This window comes from Paenibacillus sp. 1781tsa1 (assembly GCF_024159265.1).
Lineage (GTDB): Bacteria > Bacillota > Bacilli > Paenibacillales > Paenibacillaceae > Paenibacillus.
On record NZ_JAMYWY010000001.1, the window covers coordinates 4,341,402 to 4,361,927 of the forward strand.

Consider the following 20,526-nt stretch of genomic DNA (forward strand, 5'->3'; position numbering starts at 1 on the left):
ATGATTTATAAATTTTAATTCGAAACGTTTCATTAAATATGCCATTTGCATTTTCATTGGAACTGAGTTGCTCTGGTTCAGGATGGGGATGGGTGAGATAATATCAAAGCTGCATACATGGTATTTGTCGCCACGGTTTTTCATATGATATTTCTCCTATATTAGAATGTTCATATTAGTAAAAACCTCTTCCGCATGTTAATTAGGAAAGAGGTTAATAGAATTTCCGTATACAATCCATCTAATTCAGGGTACCTTCTAAAAGTGCAACAGGATCCGCCATGAATTCTTCAAATGTACCTATCGTTCCGTGTTCTTGATGTTCAATGTCTGCATATCCAATCATTTTTTCACTCGGATTCCAGACAATCAGGATATGTGAGTATTGATCGATGTTCGAGGAAATACGTAGCAGCTTCTGTCTGCCCATTTTCATCTCCACGGTATCGATTAAATGAAAGAATTCTATATACCGGATACCTAATTCATTATCTGGCAAGTCCATTCTTCTCTTACTGCTAGTTAGAAAATCAATAAGTTGCTGTGGGAGTTTATAAGACTTTAAAGCATGCAATTTGTTGCTCATATCATGAAAATCTTGAGGTTCATGCCCCTTTAGATATTCAGCCATTTCTTCATTTTTCTGACTGACTGCAATCGTGTACGCCCGCTCTCCATCCTTCTCCTGAATGGTCACATCTGCTCCCTGGTCCACCAGATATCGAACCATCTTCATGTTATTAAGTCGTGCAGCTACCGTGAGAGGGGTGGCCTTGTACGGATATACCATGTCCGGTTCATTGTAATTGACGTCCACTCCTTGATCCAGCAAGTACTGGACTGTTTTCATATCGTGATCAGCTACCGCTTTGCGTAACGTTTTGCCTCCATATTTACGAATATCCAACCCCAGTTCATTCAGCACGGTTATATTCTTTTTGTTACCATAGTAGGCTTCATCATATGCACTGGATTTGACCCGATTAAGGCCATTTAACTTGGCTCCTTGCTGGTACAGGTATCGCACCATTTCTTCTCCACAATATCTAACCGCCTTCAGGATTGCCGGATTATTTTTGACATTCAGATTAACTCCATGCTCTACCAACAATTTAATTACTTCCAGTTGATTGCAGATTAAGGCAAGGTCGAGCGGCGTTAATGCTATGTATTTACTGAGCGTAATCTCTTCCTCAAGATCCATGCCCTGCTTAACGAATTGCTCTACAGCACCGGTATCTCCCTCATATATTGCCCTGGCATGATCAGGAAGCGTTTCGAACGATCCTTGATTTCCGATCTGGAACAAGTAAGATTCCCCCTATCACTTTTTACTAACCTCTTCTATATAATCACATGTTGTAGAAATCAAAATATTAGCTTGAGCATCCACACTCAATCATAATCAACGTCCCAATCTTGAAACCACTCGCAAAAACCTCTTTTGAATGTATAGAGTGAACTTGATCCATCATATCAAACAATTCCTCCAGTTGTTTAAAGTCATCCTCCGAGAGCTTTTTCTGAAATTTTTCGATAGTAGCTGTAATCTCCTTATTAATAGATCGATACTCCGAATCTTTAGGTACAATATTCTCCTCTGGTCTCAGGTTACCGTAATACAATTCTTCTATTATATTTCCCACATCACAGCCCCTTTCTCTTATACATGTCTAGTACTCTTTTCATGACAATTATATAAGATTGACAGACAATGCTGGAGATTTATGCAATATTCGCATGGCTTTCTTATCGCTTACATCGAAAATCGCATTTACATGCTTGCTTTGACATAATAATGTAGTGCTTGTTGAGCCCTACATCGGGAGTATGCTAAGATAATGGACAACTATTTCTACAAAATCTTATAACAAATCAACCGTACAGAAAGGACACTATGAATCCTTCATCACTGTCATCCAAGTTACAACATATCATTCCACCGCTGGATCTGCGAAGCTGCCTCATTAGCGTACGCGGTGAGCTTATGTACGAACACTACCGCAACCAAGAGGCTGCGACAGATATTGCAAAAATCAATTCATGTACCAAGAGTGTGCTGTCCGCACTCATCTGTATAGCGATGGATAAAGGCTTGTTGCCAGAGGCATCAGCCCCAATCTCTACCTTTTTCCCACAGTTGATATCCGATCCTGACCCGCGTAAACCAGCAATCACACTGGAACAACTGCTCACCATGACAGCTGGATTCAACTGGGATGAGTTTGGCGGGCAGAATTCATTTCCTCGCATGACCCGCACCGATCATTGGGTGGATTTTGCGTTGGAACAACGGTTAAGTCATGTACCAGGTACACATATGGAGTACAACTCAGGAGTATCACAGATCCTATCCGCCATTCTGATGCAAAATGCAGGTATGAACGTAGCCGCGTTCGCAGAACGTTATCTCTTTGACCCGCTAGGAATTAAGGATTATGAATGGGAAAGCGACCCTCAAGGTGTACACACCGGCGGATTCGGACTTAAGATGTTACCCGTAGATCTGCTAAAATTCGGTCAGCTGTTCTTACAGCAAGGAATGTGGGAAGGGGAGTCTCTCATTTCCAGTCATCTCGTCACCCGTTCAACGCAGCCATTCATTACAGTCAGCCCACCTAATTACGGCAGTTATGCTTGGCATTGGTGGGTCGATATCTATCCGAATGAAAGGTCTGTTGCCGAAGATATTGCTGCTGAAAACGACAGACCCAACCTCCATTATTATTACGCGCGAGGATTTGGTGGTCAGTATGTATATATTGTCCCTGAGTTGGAACTTGTTACGGTGTTAACCAATGACAAACGAAAGAAAGAGAAACCTCCACTGGATGTTTTCCCTCGATTAATAGCTCCTGAGCTGTGGAAAATGTTATAAATGCAGGCCGCTCTTTTATGTTGTTCGACCAATGGTTAGACCAATGAACCCTCAACCTGTTGTAGGATAACTAATCCATAAGCTGAGGGTTTATTCGTTATGCTAATGCTTCTTCGATGGCAACCGTGATTGGATACGGACCAGACTCTTGATTCGAGAGCGCAACCAGTTGCAGATCATAGTCTGGATACACGGAAGACATGAACGACACCCCTGGATCAAACCCCATGACATGAAATTTGAAAATCCCTTCCCCCTTGCGGTCAATCCAGATACCCTGCCCATAGTACTCTTCATCCTCTTGATGGACTTGTGGAGTTAATAACTGACGTGTTGTCTCTGCATTCAACAATTGGTGACCCAGCAAAGCCTCCCAGAATCGAATCATGTCTGGTGCCGTAACATAGGCCCCGCCATCTGATCCACCTTTGACTGGGATGGAGAATATATTGGTGTTCCAGGAGCCATCTTCATGATCGATATACCCTAAAGCCGTGTTACGCGGAAGCTGATCTGTTACGAAATAACCGGAGTCCTTCATGCCAATCCTTTTGAAAATGTGCTCTTCCACATAATCTGTAAACGACAGTCCTGAATGCTGTTCCACGATAAGCCCCAGCACTATGAAACCCGCATTGTTGTAGTGAAAACGTTCACCCGGAGACGACTTCATCGGCAACTGCTGAAACATGGGCAGAAAGTCACTTAATCGCCGCATCGCGTAGACGGGTCTGTCTTTCCACAATTCTGAAAAATCCTCCATCACTTCTTCATCGAAATAATCTGGAATACCTGACGTGTGTGTTAACAACTGCTGGATAGTGATCCCTTCGTCCCACAGTGGAAACTTCACATCCAACACATCCGTAAGCTTGGAATCAGCAGATAACTTACCGGCTTCAATTAGTTGGCATATACTCACTGCCGTGAAGATCTTACATCCTGATGCAATTCCAAAGCGTGTGTCCACCTGATTCGCAAGCTCTTCACTGCGATTCGCATAACCACGTTTCATATTCAAAAGGGTTTTCCCGCCTTGTTGGAGTAATACAACACCCGAAAAATTAACGCGTTCCATAACTTCTTCTACTTTTGTTGTCAGCACTAATACATTTAACATTTTGTTGTTCACCTACTTGTCTATGTATTCATTACATTCTCATTCTTAATTCTTCGTCATATCCAGCATACCTGCCAAATTCCCACAAAAAAGAAGGGCTACTCCCTTATAAAAGGAAATAACCCTTCTTTCATACAAGATAAGACTAAGTTAAACACAGCATGCTCAAATGTTGTTCAATCACTTGTTCCACTCGGTTTACTGTAAGTCTATCAGGCTGCATTAACATATGAATGGCGAGTCCATCCACAAGAGCATATAACTTCTCTATCTCCATCTCGACATCCAGATCAGGAGGTGTCATGCCTTGGCTCTGCAACTCCTGTATTACCCACTGAACAGATCGATACATCCCCTGATGCATCTCGTCACTTAACTTTTTTAATTCGGGGTACACCAATAATTTAGCTGTAAACGAAAACCAGACCTCCATTTCCATCATTCTATCTTCGTCCAAGGGGAGAAATTGCAAGAGCAGATTCTTCATATCCTGCAGGACAGATCCGCTCATCTGTAACGCCTCCACCCTTTTCTGTACCCTTTCTGCAAAAAGATTCATGCAAAAGGTGAACAATTCGGCCTGTGTGGCAAAATAATGACGCATGGAACCTACAGATAGTCCTGCTTCCTTTGCTATATTCCGAACTGTAGCATGCTCCAGTCCATGCTCTTGAATGACCCGGATTGCTGCATCAGCAACGATTTTCCTCTGAGCTTCATGATCTACGATTTTTGGCATGACAACATTATACACCAGACTTCTATTTTAGTAATACACTGTGCTATAATATATTTTAATACATTGTACTAAATAAAAAAGCAGCTGTAGGAGAGGAATTCTTAAGATCATGCTTACAACTATTCCAACCAAAAAACGAAAAAGATTCAGAATTTTCATTATCATGGTGAAGCTGCTCTGCACAGTGCTACTACTAATTGGTGCAGCATTCCTCTATGAGTGGTTTGCTTCGTCACAGGCCAAAAAGGATTTTCCACCTCCGGGTACGTTAGTTCAAGTCGGCGGTTACCAACTGCACATTCATAAACAAGGCAATGGCTCGCCGACCATACTTATGGAGGCTGGAAGTGGTGAGACGAGTTTGTCGTGGAGAGACATTCCTGCGGAACTAGCTAAACATGCAACGGTGGTCACATATGATCGCGCAGGGTATGCCTGGAGTGAATCTGCTCCTACAGAACGTACAGGTGCGAATATCGTCAAAGAGTTACATGCAGCTCTGGAGAAGGAGAATATCAAGGGACCTTACGTTATGGTAGGTCATTCCCTTGGTGGTATGTATGCCAGACTCTTTGCACAGACCTATACAAGTGAGGTTCAGAGCCTAGTCCTCATTGATGCGAGACCTGAGGATGATGAACAGAATACTAAGGCTTTGTTGGAACAGGCTCAGTTTCAGGGAAACCCGTCTGCCTCCTTCCTATCCTTACTGAAGTTATCCGGCGCTTTCAGATTATTTCCAGATTTTTTGCTTGATGGTCTGGTTGCCAAGCAAGATCGAGATACCTTTGTTAATGTGATTGCTACCCCCTCCTTTTTTCATGCCAAAGAAGAAGAAGCCTTACTCGCCCATTTAACAGAAGATGCCATTCGTGGCCAAAATCTTGGATCAATGCCTGTGCGTATCATTGCACGCGGACGTACTCAAGACTATGCTCAAGCAGGGATTTCAGTTGAACTGGGGCAGAAGCTCGAATCCATATGGCAATCGGGGCAGCGTAACATGTTGAATATATCGAAGGATAGTCAGCTCATCGTGGCAACACGCAGTGGTCATATGGTTATCCACGATGAACCCGAACTGGTTGTGAAAACAATCCTTGAGTTAATCTCTGATAAGTAGAGGTGTTTTTTTTCAGCAGATCCAGGGCTCGTTATAATGTTAAAGGCTGTTCCAATAGCCATGTGTATGACTTGGAACAGCCCTTTAAACAATATACATTAAGATTAGATCGAATGAGTTCGGCCTTAAAAAACATACGTTAGCGTAACGCTTGCAGGTCCGACCCGGGACTTCCTGTACTCTTCTTCGTTTCACGGGGAGACCTCGTATTGATCAGATAATACAATGTGGCATAGATTGTAGTGATAAACGCGCCAAAAAACAGGCAAAACGCCAGAGACGGGCGGCTTACACTTTCGTGCATCAGCTCAATCAGCGTCTCGCGATTCGTCAGTGCATCCCAGCTATTCAGTCGATATACACGTCCAAGTAATACCCCGTAACTTCCCAAAGCACAACCTGCCAGTACAAAGATCCAGGATGCCCAGCGTCCAATTCGGTGATAGATCACTTCCTGAAGCTGATACATCGACAGGAAGCCAAGCAGGAGTCCAGTCCAGACAAACATTAATACAACACTCAAGTCGTACCAGTATGTGTAGTCCACTCCGTTCCCACCATAATACCGGGAACTTCTTGCTGTCAGATGAACCAAATCCGTAACAATGTAAGAAGAGTTCGGGAAAAATAACAACCACAGCAACCCACTTCCCACTGCAAGCCATGCGGACCCTTTCCATTTCACATCAGATAGCAGATAGGATGCATATGAAAACATAAAAGGAATCCAGCCCAAAAACAGATTCCAGATCAGGAAGCGGAAATAACGCTGATCCAGCCAATCAGCGGCTACATAGTACAAGCCAAGCGTTACTGCTGTGACCACACAAAGGAAAATAAATATGCGAATATAATTCAGTTTTCTCAATGATTCTGACCTCACTTGATAAAATTCAAATTAATTTCGAAAATATCGGATGATTTCTTCCTTGTTCTTTTCAACACGCAAATTCAATCCACGTTTATCCTTTAATCCATACTGCTGTAATTCATGGCCTGGATCAAGCACCAACGGTTTAGTCGCCACATCGACCAGCAAATCCATCGTCAATTGATAGGTTTCCCGTATCTTGTCCATTGGCAGAGAGGATTCATACCGTTTAATCAGCTCAATCAGACGTTCAGCATACACGAGACGAACCATACTGTCCGCGCTCTTCATTTGTCTTGAAGCAAATGCTGTAATAGCCGTAATAATACTGGGTTCTGTCCGATGTTTGGCAATCAACGCAAGCTCATCCACCGCATCCCAATTCATGATAGACAGCTCTGAACTTAATTGTTGAATCCGCTCCCCTATCCACTGTTCCTCTAACTCTTGGGGTACGTCCCGTCGCTTATAGTCCGCATACACGCCTTCTCGATGCATCTGTACAGCGCTCCCGTAATGTCTGACAAAGACATCCTTGGCTACACTCCAATCGGTCTCCTCCACTTAATCACCACCAAACCTGTCCTATTTGTTGCTTACGCTTTTTTCCGTACACATTACATAAATTTACTACTCTCCAAGCATACTAGAATCATACCATTTACCAAAGGAGAATCAAATTACCAATGAATCCGAATTCGATGAACCCACAGAATTTAGTACAACCTACTTTAAACACAAATCCCAATGTTACGCCTAACATGAATCATGGCGGTCATGAGATGTTCGATGTGCATGAGATCCTGTCCTCCACCATTAATGTGCTGGATCAATATATGATCTTCCGTACATTCGTGCAGAGCCAGGAACTGATTGGCATTCTAGACCGGCAGTATAACTTCATTTTATCCCAGTACAATCTGACAGCAGAGTGTTTTGCATCCGGACAGAAGCCTCATCAAGAGACGGCAACCTACATGATTCCCAACATCGTACCGCCGGTATATGGCCTTAAGCCCTCAGCACCGAAAAAGCCAAACCAGAGCCTGGCTGATGTGAAGGATGCCGGGATTAGCGGTCATATGCTTGGACTCATTAAATCACATGCGAGTCTACTCGGCATGTCCTGCAGTGAGATCACGAACGGAACGGTTCGCCGTGTCATCGCTTCACAGATCCAGCATTTTATCGAGATGGCTTATGAAATTTTCATGTTCCAGAATAAAAACGCCTATTACCAAGTCCCTCAACTCACTGCAAGTGATACACAACAGATGCTTCAGGCATACATCCCAGCAACCGGAGCACCTCAGATGCCTAATAGCAATAAACCACTTCATTAATTAGAAAATAAAGTCCGAATACCTAGAACAGTCTCTTTAACCCTTTCGGGTTTAAGGGGCTGTTCTTTAATTATGTAATCTTTTTCCTACTGAAGACACTTGATTCACTTACCAGAAACTGGTTTAATCAAAGACAGAACTTACATATTCAACATACGGATCATACATATAAAATACGGTGAAATGCGGTTATAAGAAAATTCAAATGACTTTTCTTCATTAATGGGGAGGTATACAAATGAGATGGAATCAACCTGCTAAACTTGGTTTACTGGCTATGGCTCTCGGCTGTACTGCTATCGGCTCAACACTTACGACTTCAACAACACTGGCTGCACCTGTTCCCGCTTCCAAAGCGGTATATCATCAATTCCAAACGTATCGAACGGAAGCAGTGAAATCCACAGCGAGTGTGGCTAAAGCACGTAAATACCTGATGAATCATATCGACAAAGTCGGTCCTTGGCAGGCAACATTAATGACCCTGCAATTGGAGAATATGCAGAATATGAAGCTGGCGGATATGGATAACCAAATGTATACGGAACAGTTTCAACAAGCCCTATCTCGTGCCCATGAACAACTTGGTTACGAACAGAAGCTTACATATAGTCGTCTGCTGAAAGAAATTAAAGATCCGTCAGTGAGGAAGGTTCTGCAGGAAGCATCTGATCTCGGGTTCAAACTGGAAACCAGTGAGGGCTTGTATTACCCTATCATCAATTATGAGATCTACCAAAAGTTCAAACCTTTTGTTAAAGCAGATATTGCCGCGTACATTGATATTATGGCTACTGAGTCCAATCAGATGACAACTGCAGATGCTGGCATCATCATCTCCTGGAACGAATTAATTCAGCGTACATTGGAGAAAGAAGCCTTTTTGAATAACTTCCCGAATTCCAATCGCATATCAACAGTGAAACAGTGGTTATTTGTAGAATATGTGTTTTACGGAAGTGACAACACGCCTGTATATGATTGGTACACGGATGAAGAAATCCGCACCATGGACCCCGAAGTGAAAAAGGCTTACGAGAAAGCCCTGGCTAAGCGTGAGCCCAATACGGAGAGTGTTCTTTTGGATACCATGGAAAAGATTTTGCTGATCCTCAAGCAGAACAATGATGAGCTTACCCCTGAGATCAGAGCAATCATCGAAACTGTTCAACAACAATTTGCCCTTGATTAACCCGGATGCTGAATAGCAAAATGTGTATGCCAAAAAAGCGGCAGTCCTCGTGACAGAGGGTGCCGCTTTTAAGTTTACATATCAAGTCCTTACATTTGGATCAAAGAGTTGAAGTATCTATTGATGTAAGTTTGTTCGGATTTACGACGAGATACACGCCCTCAATCCGCTCTCCGAAAGCGTCCAACTCCAAACAGAGTACCTCGGACAATTGCCCTTCTTTCATCAACGCGAGTTGAAGTTCGCCATTGATCCACATGGGTACCCATTCTCTTTCACGCAATCGCGTAAGAACTCGCCGTGAGGTCAGGAGTGCAAGCACACCTTTGTGAACGTTCATTGTTCTCATAACCGTGTGCACTACGCCACCGCCATCTGCTGTAAATACAGGCTGATCTGCCAGTAACTCCAGCATGGCAGAGACGTCATAACGAAGGAAAGCCGTTGTAAAACGGCTCAGCAATTCACCTTTGGCTATCATATCCGCATCACTTTGCTCGATCGGCGGAAGTCTTTCGGGCAGATTTCGTCTGGCACGGCTAAAGATTTGACGGCAGTTACTCTCTGTTTTGCCCAGCCAATCCGCTATTTCGGAATAATCATATCGAAACGCTTCACGAAGGACAAAAACAGCCCGTTCCATGGGCGATAGACGCTCCAACATGACCAGATAGGCGTAGGAGATCAGCTCTTTTTTCTCCATCGTTTCCTCTGGCATGTTCGCCTCTTCACTGTCACCCATCGGCTCTGGCAGCCACTCACCAACATAACTTTCCCGCTGATTACGGGCGGAATTTAGCAGATTCAAGCTTCGGTTCACAACCAATCTGGCGATGTAGGAATTGGGATTACGAATATCCTGAGCAGACGTGCTCTGAATCCCCGCAAAGCAATCCTGCACAATATCTTCAGCTTCTACCACACTGCCCAGCATGCGGTAAGCTATTGAAAATGCATATTTTTTATAACGAATATACAATTCACCAACATCCAGAGAAGACACATCTGGCTCATTGGCGTGGAGATTGGAATTCATAAGAATGGCCCCCTCTGGCATGGTGCGTGTAGTTTTAGTTAAAGCAACCCGGATACATCCCTGTTGTAATCGCAATCCGGTTCCAGTTGTTAATCGTGTTAATGGCCAGGATCAGATCCACCAGTTCGGATTCACTGAAATGTTCACGGACCTTATCGTACAACGCAAGCGGTACACCGTGTTCCGAGATTCGGGTCACCGCTTCAGCCAGCTCCAGCATAACACGTTCTTGATCCGTGAAGAAAGCCACTTCACGCCACACACTCAGCAGGAGAATATGATCCGCATAATCTCCCAATTTCATCAGATCTTTGGCATGCATATCGAGACAAAAGGCGCAGCCATTAATCTGGGACACGCGGATTTTTAACAACTCATACAATACTTTATTTTCAAATTGCCCGGATATATATTGCTCCATTGCCATCATCGCTTTAAAAGCGCCTGGACTCACTGCTCTGTAGTTCGTTCTTAAATTCATTTCTCATTCGCCTCCGTCATTTGGTTTACATACTGTAGACAAACGACGGTCGGGATCTGTGACATACTTTACGAAAATCTTTTTATTCCCATAAGAATGTAAGCTCAACTAACAGATATTACACTGAGATTCTAACAAAACATTTCAATATAGCCATCCATCAGTTAAAGAAATAAAAAACTGAAAGGTTGTTCTCTTTTACTACAAGTAACATCTGACGTAATGTAATTCCGAAAATTTCCGTGTTCATGTACGGTTTTTGCTGTACTGTTTGTGATTTCAACCAAAAGTAGGTTGGATATATTGATACTTTGACCAAGAGAGTAGTAACATACGTCTAATCAAGTTAACTTTTCTGACATAAAAAGAAAAACGTTATTCCTATTGGCAAGGAGTGTTTTACTATGATAACTTCCAACGCAAACCCTAATGTGACGTCCGAATTGCCTAGAGGTTGTACCTTCACCGCTGAAGACTGGCATGTATTATCACAATATTGGTATCCAGTAGCACAAGCTACCGAAGTAACAGACAAACCACTTGCTGCTCAATTACTCGATGTGAAGCTGGTTCTTTATCGAAGTAATGACCAGGTAGTCGTAGCCAAGGATCTTTGTTTTCACCGCGGGGCCCCACTCAGCAAAGGCTGGGTAGAAAATGGTGAGATTGTCTGTCCTTATCATGGCTTCCGTTACAATTGTGAAGGTAAATGTACCGCAGTACCTGCACACCCAAGCTCCAAGATCTCGCCTAAGCTCAGACTTATCGTGTATCCGGCAGTTGAACGTTATGGTTTAATCTGGACCACTTTGGCGGGAACGGAAGAACAGATCCCCTCCTTCCCTGGATGGGATGATCCGGATTATATTAATATTTTGCCACCCAACTTTGACATTGCCGGTTCTTCTGGACGACAAATGGAGGGATTCCTCGATGTATCCCATTTTGCCTATGTGCATACTGAAACGTTTGGTGACCGAAATAATACAGAAGTGCCCCAATACAAAGTGAAACGCGAAGGTAATGAGTTACTGGCCGAATATTGGAGTACGGTGAGCAACTATGGCAAAGGGCAAGATCTTGTTGCTCCAGAAGGTTTCCAATGGTTGCGTGAGTTTAGGGTGTTCCCGCCTTTTGCGGCTTCTCTGACGGTACATTTCCCAGGTGAAGACAAGCTGAATATTCTAAATTGTGCTTCGCCGATCTCTGCCCGTTATACCCGTCTATTCTGTCCAATCACACGAAACTTTGACAAAGATGCTCCTATTGAAGACACAATCAAGTTCAACTTGCAGGTATTTGAAGAGGACCGCGAGATGGTCGAGTCACAGAAACCGGAGGATCTGCCCCTGGATCTGCATGCCGAGGCCCATATTCCCGCTGACCGTACTTCAATTGCTTATCGTCAATTATTAACGGAAATTGGTTTGGGCCGAAATTACACATCGTAAATTAAATCATATATAAGTTCAACTAATGAATATATTTACACTGGAACTCCGATGGCAGAATAACTTTACGATCGCTGTTATCCCCAGATTTTTTATTCCATTTTTTTAAAGGGAAAATCCGGTGATAGCGTAGGCTTCCGATGTAGCTTTCTTTTAGAAAGCTTTTAGGCGAACGCTCCGCTTCTTCAAGTTATTTCTGCCCTCTCCGTTATCGTGTAAATGTTAGTTGAAAATTTTCTTAGGAACTCAGGACACCTTATTTGGCCTCTAGGTCCTCAATTAAAATTGTAAGGAACACCAGACATGTTATTTCCCGAAATCCCCGATATAAACACGTCAAACGGCTGTTTCTTCTGATATAGCATGTCTCAGATTCTTTAAATTTCTGAGCACGCTTTAAATCCTTCATTAATACGCCTGCGATTCGTTAGCACTCCATGCTTCGGACACGTTCAGGTATGCATCGGCTTTCGGCAAGTTTGAAGACAGCTTTAATCCAAAAAAAGAAGCGTTCCTTTGTGGACGCTTCTTTTTCTATACATATTTCAACTGAAGTACCTATGTGTACTAGATAAACCTTGCCTAATAAACCGTCATCTTTCCTCTTGAATATTCGTATTCACAGGAAGCTCTCTATAATACGGGCAACCCGGTTCGTGGATAATACGTGGATCGACCCAAGTACCCCAGTACGGAAGACGGTTTACGTAAGGTTGCATATTGGACTGAGTATTTGGTGCCATGTTTGGTTGTGCATTTGGTTGCATATTCGGCTGTGTGTTTGGTTGCATGCTGGGTTGTGTGTTTGGTGGCATGTTTGGCTGTACATTAGGCATTACGTAAGGCTGATGATTCACATTGGGAGCACTGTTAGAGACAGGGGCAGTGGAAGTCTTACAATCTGCCGGCGGTCCAATGATCACTGTTTTTTGAATGGGAGCCAGCGCTTCTTGAACTTTTTTCTCGTCCAGACAGTACGTATAAGCCAGAAGTTTTGCAGGTGTAAGACGCAGGATGTCTGAGCCAAATATCGCCTCAGGCACAGGAGCATCAAAGATCGCCAGTAAATGGGTATGATCTACAGTAGCCACTTCATAGTGCCACCAGCCTTGAGGTACATTAGCTACCTGCCCTGGTGTAATCGGGAAATGAAGCAACTCGTTCGTGAACGGATTAATGAGTGACACGACTGCTGAACCGCTGATGCAGTATACCAGTTCTGTTGCATTCTGATGAATATGAGGTTCAACCACATTGCCTGTGCTGAGGAAAATATCCAGTAAAGAAGTATTGCCGAGTGTGTTTAACTGGTTGATGGACAGAGAATTAATGTAGTTGTTCTCATCCTTCTTGAATAACGGGTTTTTGCTTAAATCATAAGTAAATTGAGTGCTTGGTAAAGTGTAATCCATGTATGAGGTTGCCAAAATAAAACGCCTGCCCTTCGCTCTCGGTTTAGGTCATAACCTATATGCCAGCTTATGCCCAGCGCCCAGATCCGTGAGCCCATTTCCGCCAAATTTTCATCGTATAACAAAATATCCCTGACTCGGACATCCCGAGCAGGGATATTTGGCTATTAAAATTCTGCTTCGTCGGAGACGTCCTCCCAACTGATCCCTAATGGAGTACTGTTCAAATTTACACTCTGAAGCCAGGTCATTCGCTTGACTATGTCTGGCGTTCCCTCGATTAAACTATTCGTTATACTCAGATAACGCAGATTCTTCAACTGCTCCAGTTCGGGTGGGATTTCACGGATGCCAGAGTAACTTATATCCAGACTCACAAGTTCACTCAAATCGCCAATCTCGGCTGGAATATGTTTCAGACCAAGATCCGACTTCTCCTTTGGCTTCCACCCGGTAGGAACATGATAAGAACTACCGCAATAAATTCTAAGCTCTCGAAGTTGTTTCAATTTTCCAATGTCTTGGTGAATGCCTTCCAAATCCGCTGTCATGATCTCCAATTTTTCCAATGATGTCAGTTCAAAAAGGGCTGGAGGAAGTGTATATACATCCTGCTCAAAAATCGTCAAACGTTTTAAGTGCGTCAATTCCCGAATTCGTTCCGGAATCTCTTTCAAGTAATGTGAACTAATATTCAGCACATCAGTCTGATGCCTGATGGCATCGTCCAACAGTCGATGAATATCTTTCTGACGATCTAAATCGAAGAACAAGCCTGGAATACGCTCCATTAGCTCAATTGCTTCTTCTTGTGTAATGTTCATGCCATACATATTCTCATGAGCAACAGTGTAGAAGTAATCGCTCCCATCCTCTTTCAGAAAACAAAGATCGTCCGGCAATGACGGATATAACCAGTCATGAAAGCGATTGGCTTCCTCCTTAAGGACCTGCCCAGATTCAGGCGTGCAACGATATATGTAATAGATGCCTTCTGCATACATGGAGCCACTTTGCATCATCATTTCTTCCATCGTTCTGTTTTCAATCAGATACGGCTCAAGTCTCTGTAATACTTTGGCAACTCTTTCAGGTGTAGCTCCCTCAACATACTTTCGGTCAACCAGCATAAAACGATCTGTCTTCTCGATCAATTCGTCAATCAACAGTTCATAGGCAGTTCCTCTTGGATCGGTGTGAAAAGCTACGGCTACCATAGGTTCCCCCTCATGACTCTATATTGATTAATCTTCAATCTGCTGTATCACCTGAAACCATTGTGGCATAGGCTGATATCATCAATCCAGTTATTGGAGGCTTGTTACATGGCATACGGCCCTGGTTCAGTATCATCCCCGCAACCTGCGGGTTATCCTTACCCTTATTATCCGCCACCACCGTACCCGTACCCTTACCCTTATCCCTATCCGTACCCGCCCATCGTTCCTGTTCCACTTCCATTTCCGATCGGAGGTCCTTGGTGGCATGGTGGCTATCCCGGCGGCGGTTACCCCGGTGGACACCCTGGTCATTTCCCAGGAGGTGGCTATCCCGGTGGACCTCACGGCGGCGGGCCGGGTGGTCCGGGTGGACACGGAGGTCCCCCAGGCGGCGGATTTCACGGACATCGTTTTTTTCAGTGGTAAACATGTGATTCATTCAAAGTCCAGGTTCAGATCAGAAAAAGGAGCTGCTTCGGCAGCTTCTTTTTTATCGAAACCTATTCTCTGATCATTCAGGACTTAATACGTAATCTCATCCATCATCTTCAGATTTCGGTTCGACATACTGAGGAGATCCGTGAAGGTAGGCGTTAGATAATAGATAAAGTCCGGATCGTGCACGTACATAATAATCTGCCCATACTGCCCTTCCGCTGTTGGATCGAAATCGAGCATCAGATACAGTGAACCTCCCGCGATCGTTGCAAATGGAATCCATGGTTTATGGAACAGATATGGCTTGATCTCCGGGTCCAACTGGCTGATCTCTTCCGCAAAATAATACTCTTCGAGCTTCTCATCTACCTCACAGAAGTATTGTTTGGTCTCTCGAATCTCTTCCAATGACATCAGATAAAATGGCGTACAACGCCCAGCCTCAGCATCACCCGGGTAGAGCACATGCAACCCATAGCCACTACCATCTTTGCCTTGGTAAAAGGTACGAAAATCGCCAGGTAGCCGGACGCCATACTCTTTTTCGAATACATCGAGACTTTCTTCGGATGCCCCTTCCCGATGTTGATACTCTTCAAACAATTGGCGAATCTCTTGATCCTGTATTTTCTCATCCAACAAGCGATTCAGCTCGTCAATAAGTACGTTTAATGTTACATTCGATTCCGGTTTCACTAGACCTCCCCTTTCTTAGCTCCGCCATTGTCTTCTTGCACATATTGATGATATTCCCAAAACGCTTCTTCCTCTCTACCACCTTCGATCAGGATCATGACTGCGTAAGATAACAAATTAAGCCATTGTTCCATCAACACTACCTGCTCGTCCGAAATGAGATTGTTTCTGCGGAGCATGCCCTCGGGTTCAACGGCCCAGGCACGTGCCATATGAGTAATTCCCCAAAGACATGCCATGACTTCCCGATCCAGTGAAGGCTGTGCAAGTTCTGGTGCCAGAACACGTAATATCTTCATCAATTCATGAAAATTCTCCTCAATCAAATGTCCGCGAAAGGGACGCAGACTGCCAATAAAACCGTTCTCCATCTTGGGATGACTCAGATCATCATAGGAAAAAGCATGACATTTTAATAACATTACAGCCTCTTCACGTTCCATGCCTTCACCCCTAACCAGGTCATAATGCTACCTCACCAGCGCAGAGGTTCTTCTCCACGCCACAATACATACCTCTCCAACTCACGAAGACTGCCTGTACCGATCCCGTACTCGTCCATCTCGTTGGAATGAAGATCGAGCACATGCAACATACCGCCATAGGTACCTACTGCTAGCTTGGACTGCTCAGGGGATACAGCCAGAGAATAGATCGTACTGCCCACAAAATGACGCCATACTTCCTCACCCTCGCCATTCACACAGTACAGGTAACCATAGGCATCTCCAAGCACCATGCCCGCCTCTATTTCCACTGCAGCATACACACGTGCATTCTCATCCATGACTGGCCAGTCTTCCTTCGTTTCGTTCCCTTGTATATCTTCTAGTGGAACCTGTATCGTGACCCCATTATAGAAATGACATGCGTTAAACCAGACGCTCTGCTTAGCACTCATGAATGCGGCATAATGAGGGTAACTCGATTCCGGATAGAGGGAATATACCTTATTCACCTGACGGTCCATCACCATATGATTGCTCCCTTGGCTGCCATAAGCAATCCATCGGTTATCCCGAGATACCGCTGCATGTCCCATATCTATCTGTGTATCCTCTAACTCATACTCTTCGATCTCTGCCAGATCGGGATGAAGCAAGGTCACCTCAGCTTGCGTGACCAGATATATCCCATATCGTGAATGTATAAGTATTGCTCTACCTTCATCCATAGGTACAAGTCCCTCTAGTGTCCGTTCGGGATGCTCACAGTCCGCAAGCGATTCGATCCGAGGGAAGGAAGACTGTATCCGGGCTTGAATATCCTCCCAACGATATGCTGCCAACTCCTGTCCTTCCAATCTGCGATCAGGCTGACGAATAACACGAATCCCATCCGGTCCTGCAAGCGCATAGTCCAATCCGTCTGATGAGCACCCTGCAAAAGTAAACGGAGAAATCAACTGCCATCCATGTTGATCCATTGTATAGATCTGACCTCTCTCTGTGAAGATTCCCGTGTTACATACACACGTTTCTTCGTTCAGATAACCTGCAACATTGACCGCTTGCATGGAAGCCTGAAACGCCTCGCTCAATGGCCATGTCGCTGCTGGCAGTTCACGTCGGAGCATCTCCAAGTCACTGTGGAGATTGGCCTGTCTCACCATATGGAATACTTCAGTACTCATCGCGCTTCTGGAGTCTCCTTCCAGCTCGGATTCATCTGGTTGCTCTCCCTCCATGATTCTCCGTACAAATGCATTCACATCCCTTGCATAACGCTTGCCTTCATTGCGCCATTGTTCCGCGATGTCTTCCTTTAACCAACTCATCTGTTCCCCACCACCCTAACCTATTCATATGCCGTGCAATGATGTGCTTGCAAAAACAGACTGATATCGTTATCTGTGGCCTCTTCAGTACCGTTCTTTTCTTCATAAAACAAGGCAACTTCTCTCCCAGTTGCATAGTTAAAACGTACATATCCGCCCATTGACGCCATAAACAACTTGCACATGTACTCATTCTCCAACACAGCGTCCCACTCGTATTCCGTTTTACACATCTCTGCCAGTGCCTGCATTGAACTTCCCTGTTCCTGACCTGTAAAGTGGTAAAACGTATGTTTCCGCAGCTCATTCCACGGTTCATAGTATCGTGGCGTTATCGGCGTATCCTGACGGTAATACCCACAATAGATCCGATCCAGCGTTTTGCCAAATTCATTCTCCGAGCATGTCCATAAGGTGATATTCTCATCATGACGCGGTAGCCACAACAGCCCCTCAACTTCCGGATGAACAGCAAGGAAATCTCCATCTACTGAACTGCCGATGGTAATGCACTGCTCAAGTTGATGCTGACTTATAGGCGATTCATCCGTATGTATCCAAAAATCATATTCAACAAAAGGCTTCAACACTTCCGGGTCCGGTCTTTGTACATTCATCCAGCCCGTATACGTGCCTTCCCCGTATTGTTCAATCCAGGTACAGTATGACGTAGGTAGTGAGATGGCATGCTGTTGTTCAAAGTGATCCAGTTCCTCTGGTGGAACCGGCTTAAGTGCACGGGATACGATATACATTTTTTTGACATCTCCCATCTCAATTTGGTTCATTCGTTTACAGATCTAAGCCAGTTCTTCCTGTACAATGTCAGTCCATACCCCTTTACGATTCAGAATACGAATGGCAAATGCATCATATCCATCACGTTTGACCTGATCAAAATGCACGCGCTCTCCCGTAATCAGTTCATACGAGCCATTTGCATCTACATCTTCGCCGAACTCATCATCCCAAGGCACATTGTAAAAGGCCGTCAACTCCACCTCAAAGATGTCCTCTCCTTCAACATCCAGATAAGGACGAAGGGGTCTGTCACGTAGTGTTTCTTCCGAATAGGTCTCACATAACATGGCATCATATCCATGCTTGGCGGCATCAATGAGCAGATAGCGTTCACCTGTGACGGTATGCTCCGCATATACAAGAAGCGGTGTCGAATCATGCCAAGTAATCAGATCATCTTCCGTCAAGTCACCATAATAAAAAATATGGAATTTATCATGACCATCACTCGTTTGAAGTTTGCCTTTCCACTCCACTTCCTCGGACTTAATGTCCTCTTCTTTTCTTGTCAAACCTTCAAGATAAGCAGGTCCGTGTTGCACACCATACTCATTCATCATCTCGCCTCCGATTTGTTCATTCGAATGGTCACCACTTTGTGCTCTTCATCCACCGTCAGTTTCACATCGATGTTTAGCTTCTCGCGGAATAACGCCGTAATATTGATATATGGATCGCGGGCAGCTTCACTACTACCGCCACTGTTACGGCTCATTCCCTGATGAATTATGGACTTCACCAATTCGTCATCCGCTTTGCCAGTGTTATCGTAGGAGTAAATCACCTGCCCCTCCTGATCATACAGATTCAAGACCGTTGAGAAATCATTGGCGTTCTCATACTGCTTCTCGGTCTGTACGTAGTTGTGGTCCGTGTGTTCATAGTTTATAGTACCAGCCAGATATGGATTGTCCCCACCGGGCTTCACTTCATACTCCCGATAGGCCAGATTAAACAGATATTGGAGATGACTCATGTCGATCCGGTAATAAAACTGACGGTTATCCTCTTGTTTATCCATCGCTGCAAAACTGTTAATCAGCGGCCAGGCTGCATAGGACTTGCCATTCACATCAACCGCGAGAGCATAGTCAGATAAGACTGTCTGTTTTTGAAATATGCCATAAGTCTGTAAAATAAAATAAGCCGGAATCATCAACATACCCAGAATGATTGCAAAAATAGTTAATTTAAATCGTAGTTTCATGTTTCACTCTCCCTTGCAGCTTTAACGCTTCATCTTCGCTTTCAGTCTCATCCAGTCTTGTGCTGAAGCTTCGATAGTGTACGTACAACCAAATCCCTGTTCTTCGCATCCTTAATATAAGCTGGAATACTATGTGAAGCTGTTTTTAAAGGCATATTTCCAGGTTTTTCACGCAGATCTGCGGAAACATAAGCGATGAGATAATTTAAGTGCTCCCGATTCACTGCCCATATTATTTTTCCTCTGAACTCATCCAGGAAGTATAGATCCAACCCGAATACAGGATCTTTCCCTGCACGAATCTCGGAAAAACACCTTCCGTATATCGGCTTGGCATGTAATTCAACCTGATTTACAGAACCACAATGCGGACATTCCAGTTGCGTTATTCGGTGAGACGTTTTCTTCTCGTCTGTGACCTCCACGTTCAACCAACGTTCACATACAGCACAATTCCCCTTGGCGTTATATTGATACACTGGTTCTTCAAGAGCTTGAGCGTAACAATCAAAACACTTCCATCCCAGTTGATCTTGCCGCTTTTCAATAGATGCGTGTCCACCGCATTTTGGACATTTCACATCCACCCTATCGCCCCGACGAAGTACCGAATAGAAGCTATACTTATACGCACTCTCATCTTCGAAACGTTTCATTCCATATCCACCTTTCTCCTGAAACTAAGACACACTCAGGCTGAAAATACTCAACATTTACCAATCCATCTCTCTAAAATTATAT

23 protein-coding genes are annotated in these 20,526 nt (G+C 44.2%); 6 read left to right on the forward strand and 17 right to left on the reverse strand.

Annotation, left to right across the window (positions count from 1 at the left end; genetic code table 11):
* Positions 1-241: 241 nt before the first annotated feature.
* Both NKT06_RS19515 and NKT06_RS19520 read right to left on the reverse strand, forming a co-directional pair.
* Positions 242-1,309, reverse strand: coding sequence for an ankyrin repeat domain-containing protein (locus tag NKT06_RS19515; RefSeq protein ID WP_253438246.1), 1,068 nt, complete (start codon positions 1,307-1,309; stop codon positions 242-244).
* Positions 1,310-1,376: 67 nt separating this feature from the next.
* On the reverse strand, positions 1,377-1,646 hold the full coding sequence (locus NKT06_RS19520; protein WP_253438249.1) for a DUF6809 family protein: 270 nt from the start codon (positions 1,644-1,646) through the stop codon (positions 1,377-1,379).
* A 251-nt stretch (positions 1,647-1,897) separates the two neighbouring features.
* On the opposite strand from NKT06_RS19520, the gene NKT06_RS19525 reads away from it, so the two are divergent.
* Positions 1,898-2,878 (forward strand): serine hydrolase domain-containing protein, encoded by a 981-nt coding sequence (locus tag NKT06_RS19525; RefSeq protein WP_253438252.1) that lies wholly within the window; start codon positions 1,898-1,900, stop codon positions 2,876-2,878.
* Positions 2,879-2,975: 97 nt separating this feature from the next.
* Here the strand turns inward: NKT06_RS19525 and NKT06_RS19530 are convergent, their stop codons facing one another.
* Both NKT06_RS19530 and NKT06_RS19535 read right to left on the reverse strand, forming a co-directional pair.
* A complete protein-coding gene (locus NKT06_RS19530; protein WP_253438255.1) occupies positions 2,976-3,998 on the reverse strand; it encodes a serine hydrolase domain-containing protein in 1,023 nt (340 codons plus the stop codon).
* A 145-nt stretch (positions 3,999-4,143) separates the two neighbouring features.
* Positions 4,144-4,737 carry a TetR/AcrR family transcriptional regulator gene (locus tag NKT06_RS19535; protein WP_253438261.1) on the reverse strand — a complete coding sequence of 198 codons (594 nt, stop codon included), beginning with the start codon at positions 4,735-4,737 and terminating at the stop codon, positions 4,144-4,146.
* Between the two features lie 109 nt (positions 4,738-4,846).
* Between NKT06_RS19535 and NKT06_RS19540 the strand changes: the two genes are divergently transcribed.
* Positions 4,847-5,860, forward strand: coding sequence for an alpha/beta fold hydrolase (locus NKT06_RS19540; protein WP_253438264.1), 1,014 nt, complete (start codon positions 4,847-4,849; stop codon positions 5,858-5,860).
* Positions 5,861-5,999: 139 nt separating this feature from the next.
* On the opposite strand, the gene NKT06_RS19545 is transcribed toward NKT06_RS19540, so the two are convergent.
* Positions 6,000-6,728, reverse strand: a complete 729-nt coding sequence (locus tag NKT06_RS19545; RefSeq protein ID WP_253438267.1) for a DUF1361 domain-containing protein — start codon at positions 6,726-6,728, stop codon at positions 6,000-6,002.
* 30 nt (positions 6,729-6,758) lie between these two features.
* The gene (locus NKT06_RS19550) at positions 6,759-7,295 is read right to left on the reverse strand and encodes a hypothetical protein (RefSeq protein WP_253438270.1); all 537 of its coding nucleotides are present in this window, start codon (positions 7,293-7,295) and stop codon (positions 6,759-6,761) included.
* 137 nt (positions 7,296-7,432) lie between these two features.
* On the opposite strand from NKT06_RS19550, the gene NKT06_RS19555 reads away from it, so the two are divergent.
* Positions 7,433-8,074 carry a spore coat protein gene (locus tag NKT06_RS19555; RefSeq protein ID WP_483311628.1) on the forward strand — a complete coding sequence of 214 codons (642 nt, stop codon included), beginning with the start codon at positions 7,433-7,435 and terminating at the stop codon, positions 8,072-8,074.
* Positions 8,075-8,312: 238 nt separating this feature from the next.
* Positions 8,313-9,266: a hypothetical protein gene (locus NKT06_RS19560; protein WP_253438272.1), complete on the forward strand. Its 954-nt coding sequence runs from the start codon at positions 8,313-8,315 to the stop codon at positions 9,264-9,266.
* 100 nt (positions 9,267-9,366) lie between these two features.
* Here the strand turns inward: NKT06_RS19560 and NKT06_RS19565 are convergent, their stop codons facing one another.
* Together NKT06_RS19565 and NKT06_RS19570 are read right to left on the reverse strand one after the other, a co-directional pair.
* Positions 9,367-10,302 carry a sigma-70 family RNA polymerase sigma factor gene (locus NKT06_RS19565; protein ID WP_253438275.1) on the reverse strand — a complete coding sequence of 312 codons (936 nt, stop codon included), beginning with the start codon at positions 10,300-10,302 and terminating at the stop codon, positions 9,367-9,369.
* A 34-nt stretch (positions 10,303-10,336) separates the two neighbouring features.
* The gene (locus tag NKT06_RS19570) at positions 10,337-10,783 is read right to left on the reverse strand and encodes a carboxymuconolactone decarboxylase family protein (RefSeq protein ID WP_249912302.1); all 447 of its coding nucleotides are present in this window, start codon (positions 10,781-10,783) and stop codon (positions 10,337-10,339) included.
* A gap of 404 nt (positions 10,784-11,187) precedes the next feature.
* Here NKT06_RS19570 and NKT06_RS19575 point away from each other — a divergent pair, with 404 nt between their 5' ends.
* On the forward strand, positions 11,188-12,234 hold the full coding sequence (locus NKT06_RS19575; RefSeq protein ID WP_253438278.1) for an aromatic ring-hydroxylating oxygenase subunit alpha: 1,047 nt from the start codon (positions 11,188-11,190) through the stop codon (positions 12,232-12,234).
* A 593-nt stretch (positions 12,235-12,827) separates the two neighbouring features.
* Here the strand turns inward: NKT06_RS19575 and NKT06_RS19580 are convergent.
* Together NKT06_RS19580 and NKT06_RS19585 are read right to left on the reverse strand one after the other, a co-directional pair.
* On the reverse strand, positions 12,828-13,661 hold the full coding sequence (locus NKT06_RS19580) for a cupin domain-containing protein (RefSeq protein ID WP_253438282.1): 834 nt from the start codon (positions 13,659-13,661) through the stop codon (positions 12,828-12,830).
* 152 nt (positions 13,662-13,813) lie between these two features.
* On the reverse strand, positions 13,814-14,863 hold the full coding sequence (locus NKT06_RS19585) for a leucine-rich repeat domain-containing protein (RefSeq protein ID WP_253438284.1): 1,050 nt from the start codon (positions 14,861-14,863) through the stop codon (positions 13,814-13,816).
* 108 nt (positions 14,864-14,971) lie between these two features.
* On the opposite strand from NKT06_RS19585, the gene NKT06_RS19590 reads away from it, so the two are divergent.
* Positions 14,972-15,292, forward strand: a complete 321-nt coding sequence (locus tag NKT06_RS19590) for a hypothetical protein (protein WP_253438286.1) — start codon at positions 14,972-14,974, stop codon at positions 15,290-15,292.
* Positions 15,293-15,388: 96 nt separating this feature from the next.
* Here NKT06_RS19590 and NKT06_RS19595 read toward each other — a convergent pair whose 3' ends face one another.
* From NKT06_RS19595 to NKT06_RS19625, 7 genes are read right to left on the reverse strand one after another with little or no spacing between them, the layout of a single operon-like run.
* Positions 15,389-16,000 (reverse strand): SMI1/KNR4 family protein, encoded by a 612-nt coding sequence (locus NKT06_RS19595; protein ID WP_253438288.1) that lies wholly within the window; start codon positions 15,998-16,000, stop codon positions 15,389-15,391.
* Positions 16,000-16,443 carry a hypothetical protein gene (locus NKT06_RS19600; protein ID WP_253438290.1) on the reverse strand — a complete coding sequence of 148 codons (444 nt, stop codon included), beginning with the start codon at positions 16,441-16,443 and terminating at the stop codon, positions 16,000-16,002. Before NKT06_RS19600 ends, NKT06_RS19595 begins: the two co-directional genes overlap by 1 nt.
* Positions 16,444-16,475: 32 nt before the next feature.
* A complete protein-coding gene (locus NKT06_RS19605) occupies positions 16,476-17,777 on the reverse strand; it encodes a hypothetical protein (RefSeq protein ID WP_253438292.1) in 1,302 nt (433 codons plus the stop codon).
* Between the two features lie 20 nt (positions 17,778-17,797).
* Positions 17,798-18,532, reverse strand: a complete 735-nt coding sequence (locus tag NKT06_RS19610; RefSeq protein WP_253438294.1) for an SMI1/KNR4 family protein — start codon at positions 18,530-18,532, stop codon at positions 17,798-17,800.
* Between the two features lie 45 nt (positions 18,533-18,577).
* On the reverse strand, positions 18,578-19,138 hold the full coding sequence (locus NKT06_RS19615; RefSeq protein ID WP_253438296.1) for a hypothetical protein: 561 nt from the start codon (positions 19,136-19,138) through the stop codon (positions 18,578-18,580).
* On the reverse strand, positions 19,135-19,785 hold the full coding sequence (locus NKT06_RS19620) for a hypothetical protein (RefSeq protein WP_253438298.1): 651 nt from the start codon (positions 19,783-19,785) through the stop codon (positions 19,135-19,137). Before NKT06_RS19620 ends, NKT06_RS19615 begins: the two co-directional genes overlap by 4 nt.
* 47 nt (positions 19,786-19,832) lie before the next feature.
* Positions 19,833-20,441: a hypothetical protein gene (locus NKT06_RS19625; protein WP_253438300.1), complete on the reverse strand. Its 609-nt coding sequence runs from the start codon at positions 20,439-20,441 to the stop codon at positions 19,833-19,835.
* Positions 20,442-20,526: the final 85 nt, after the last annotated feature.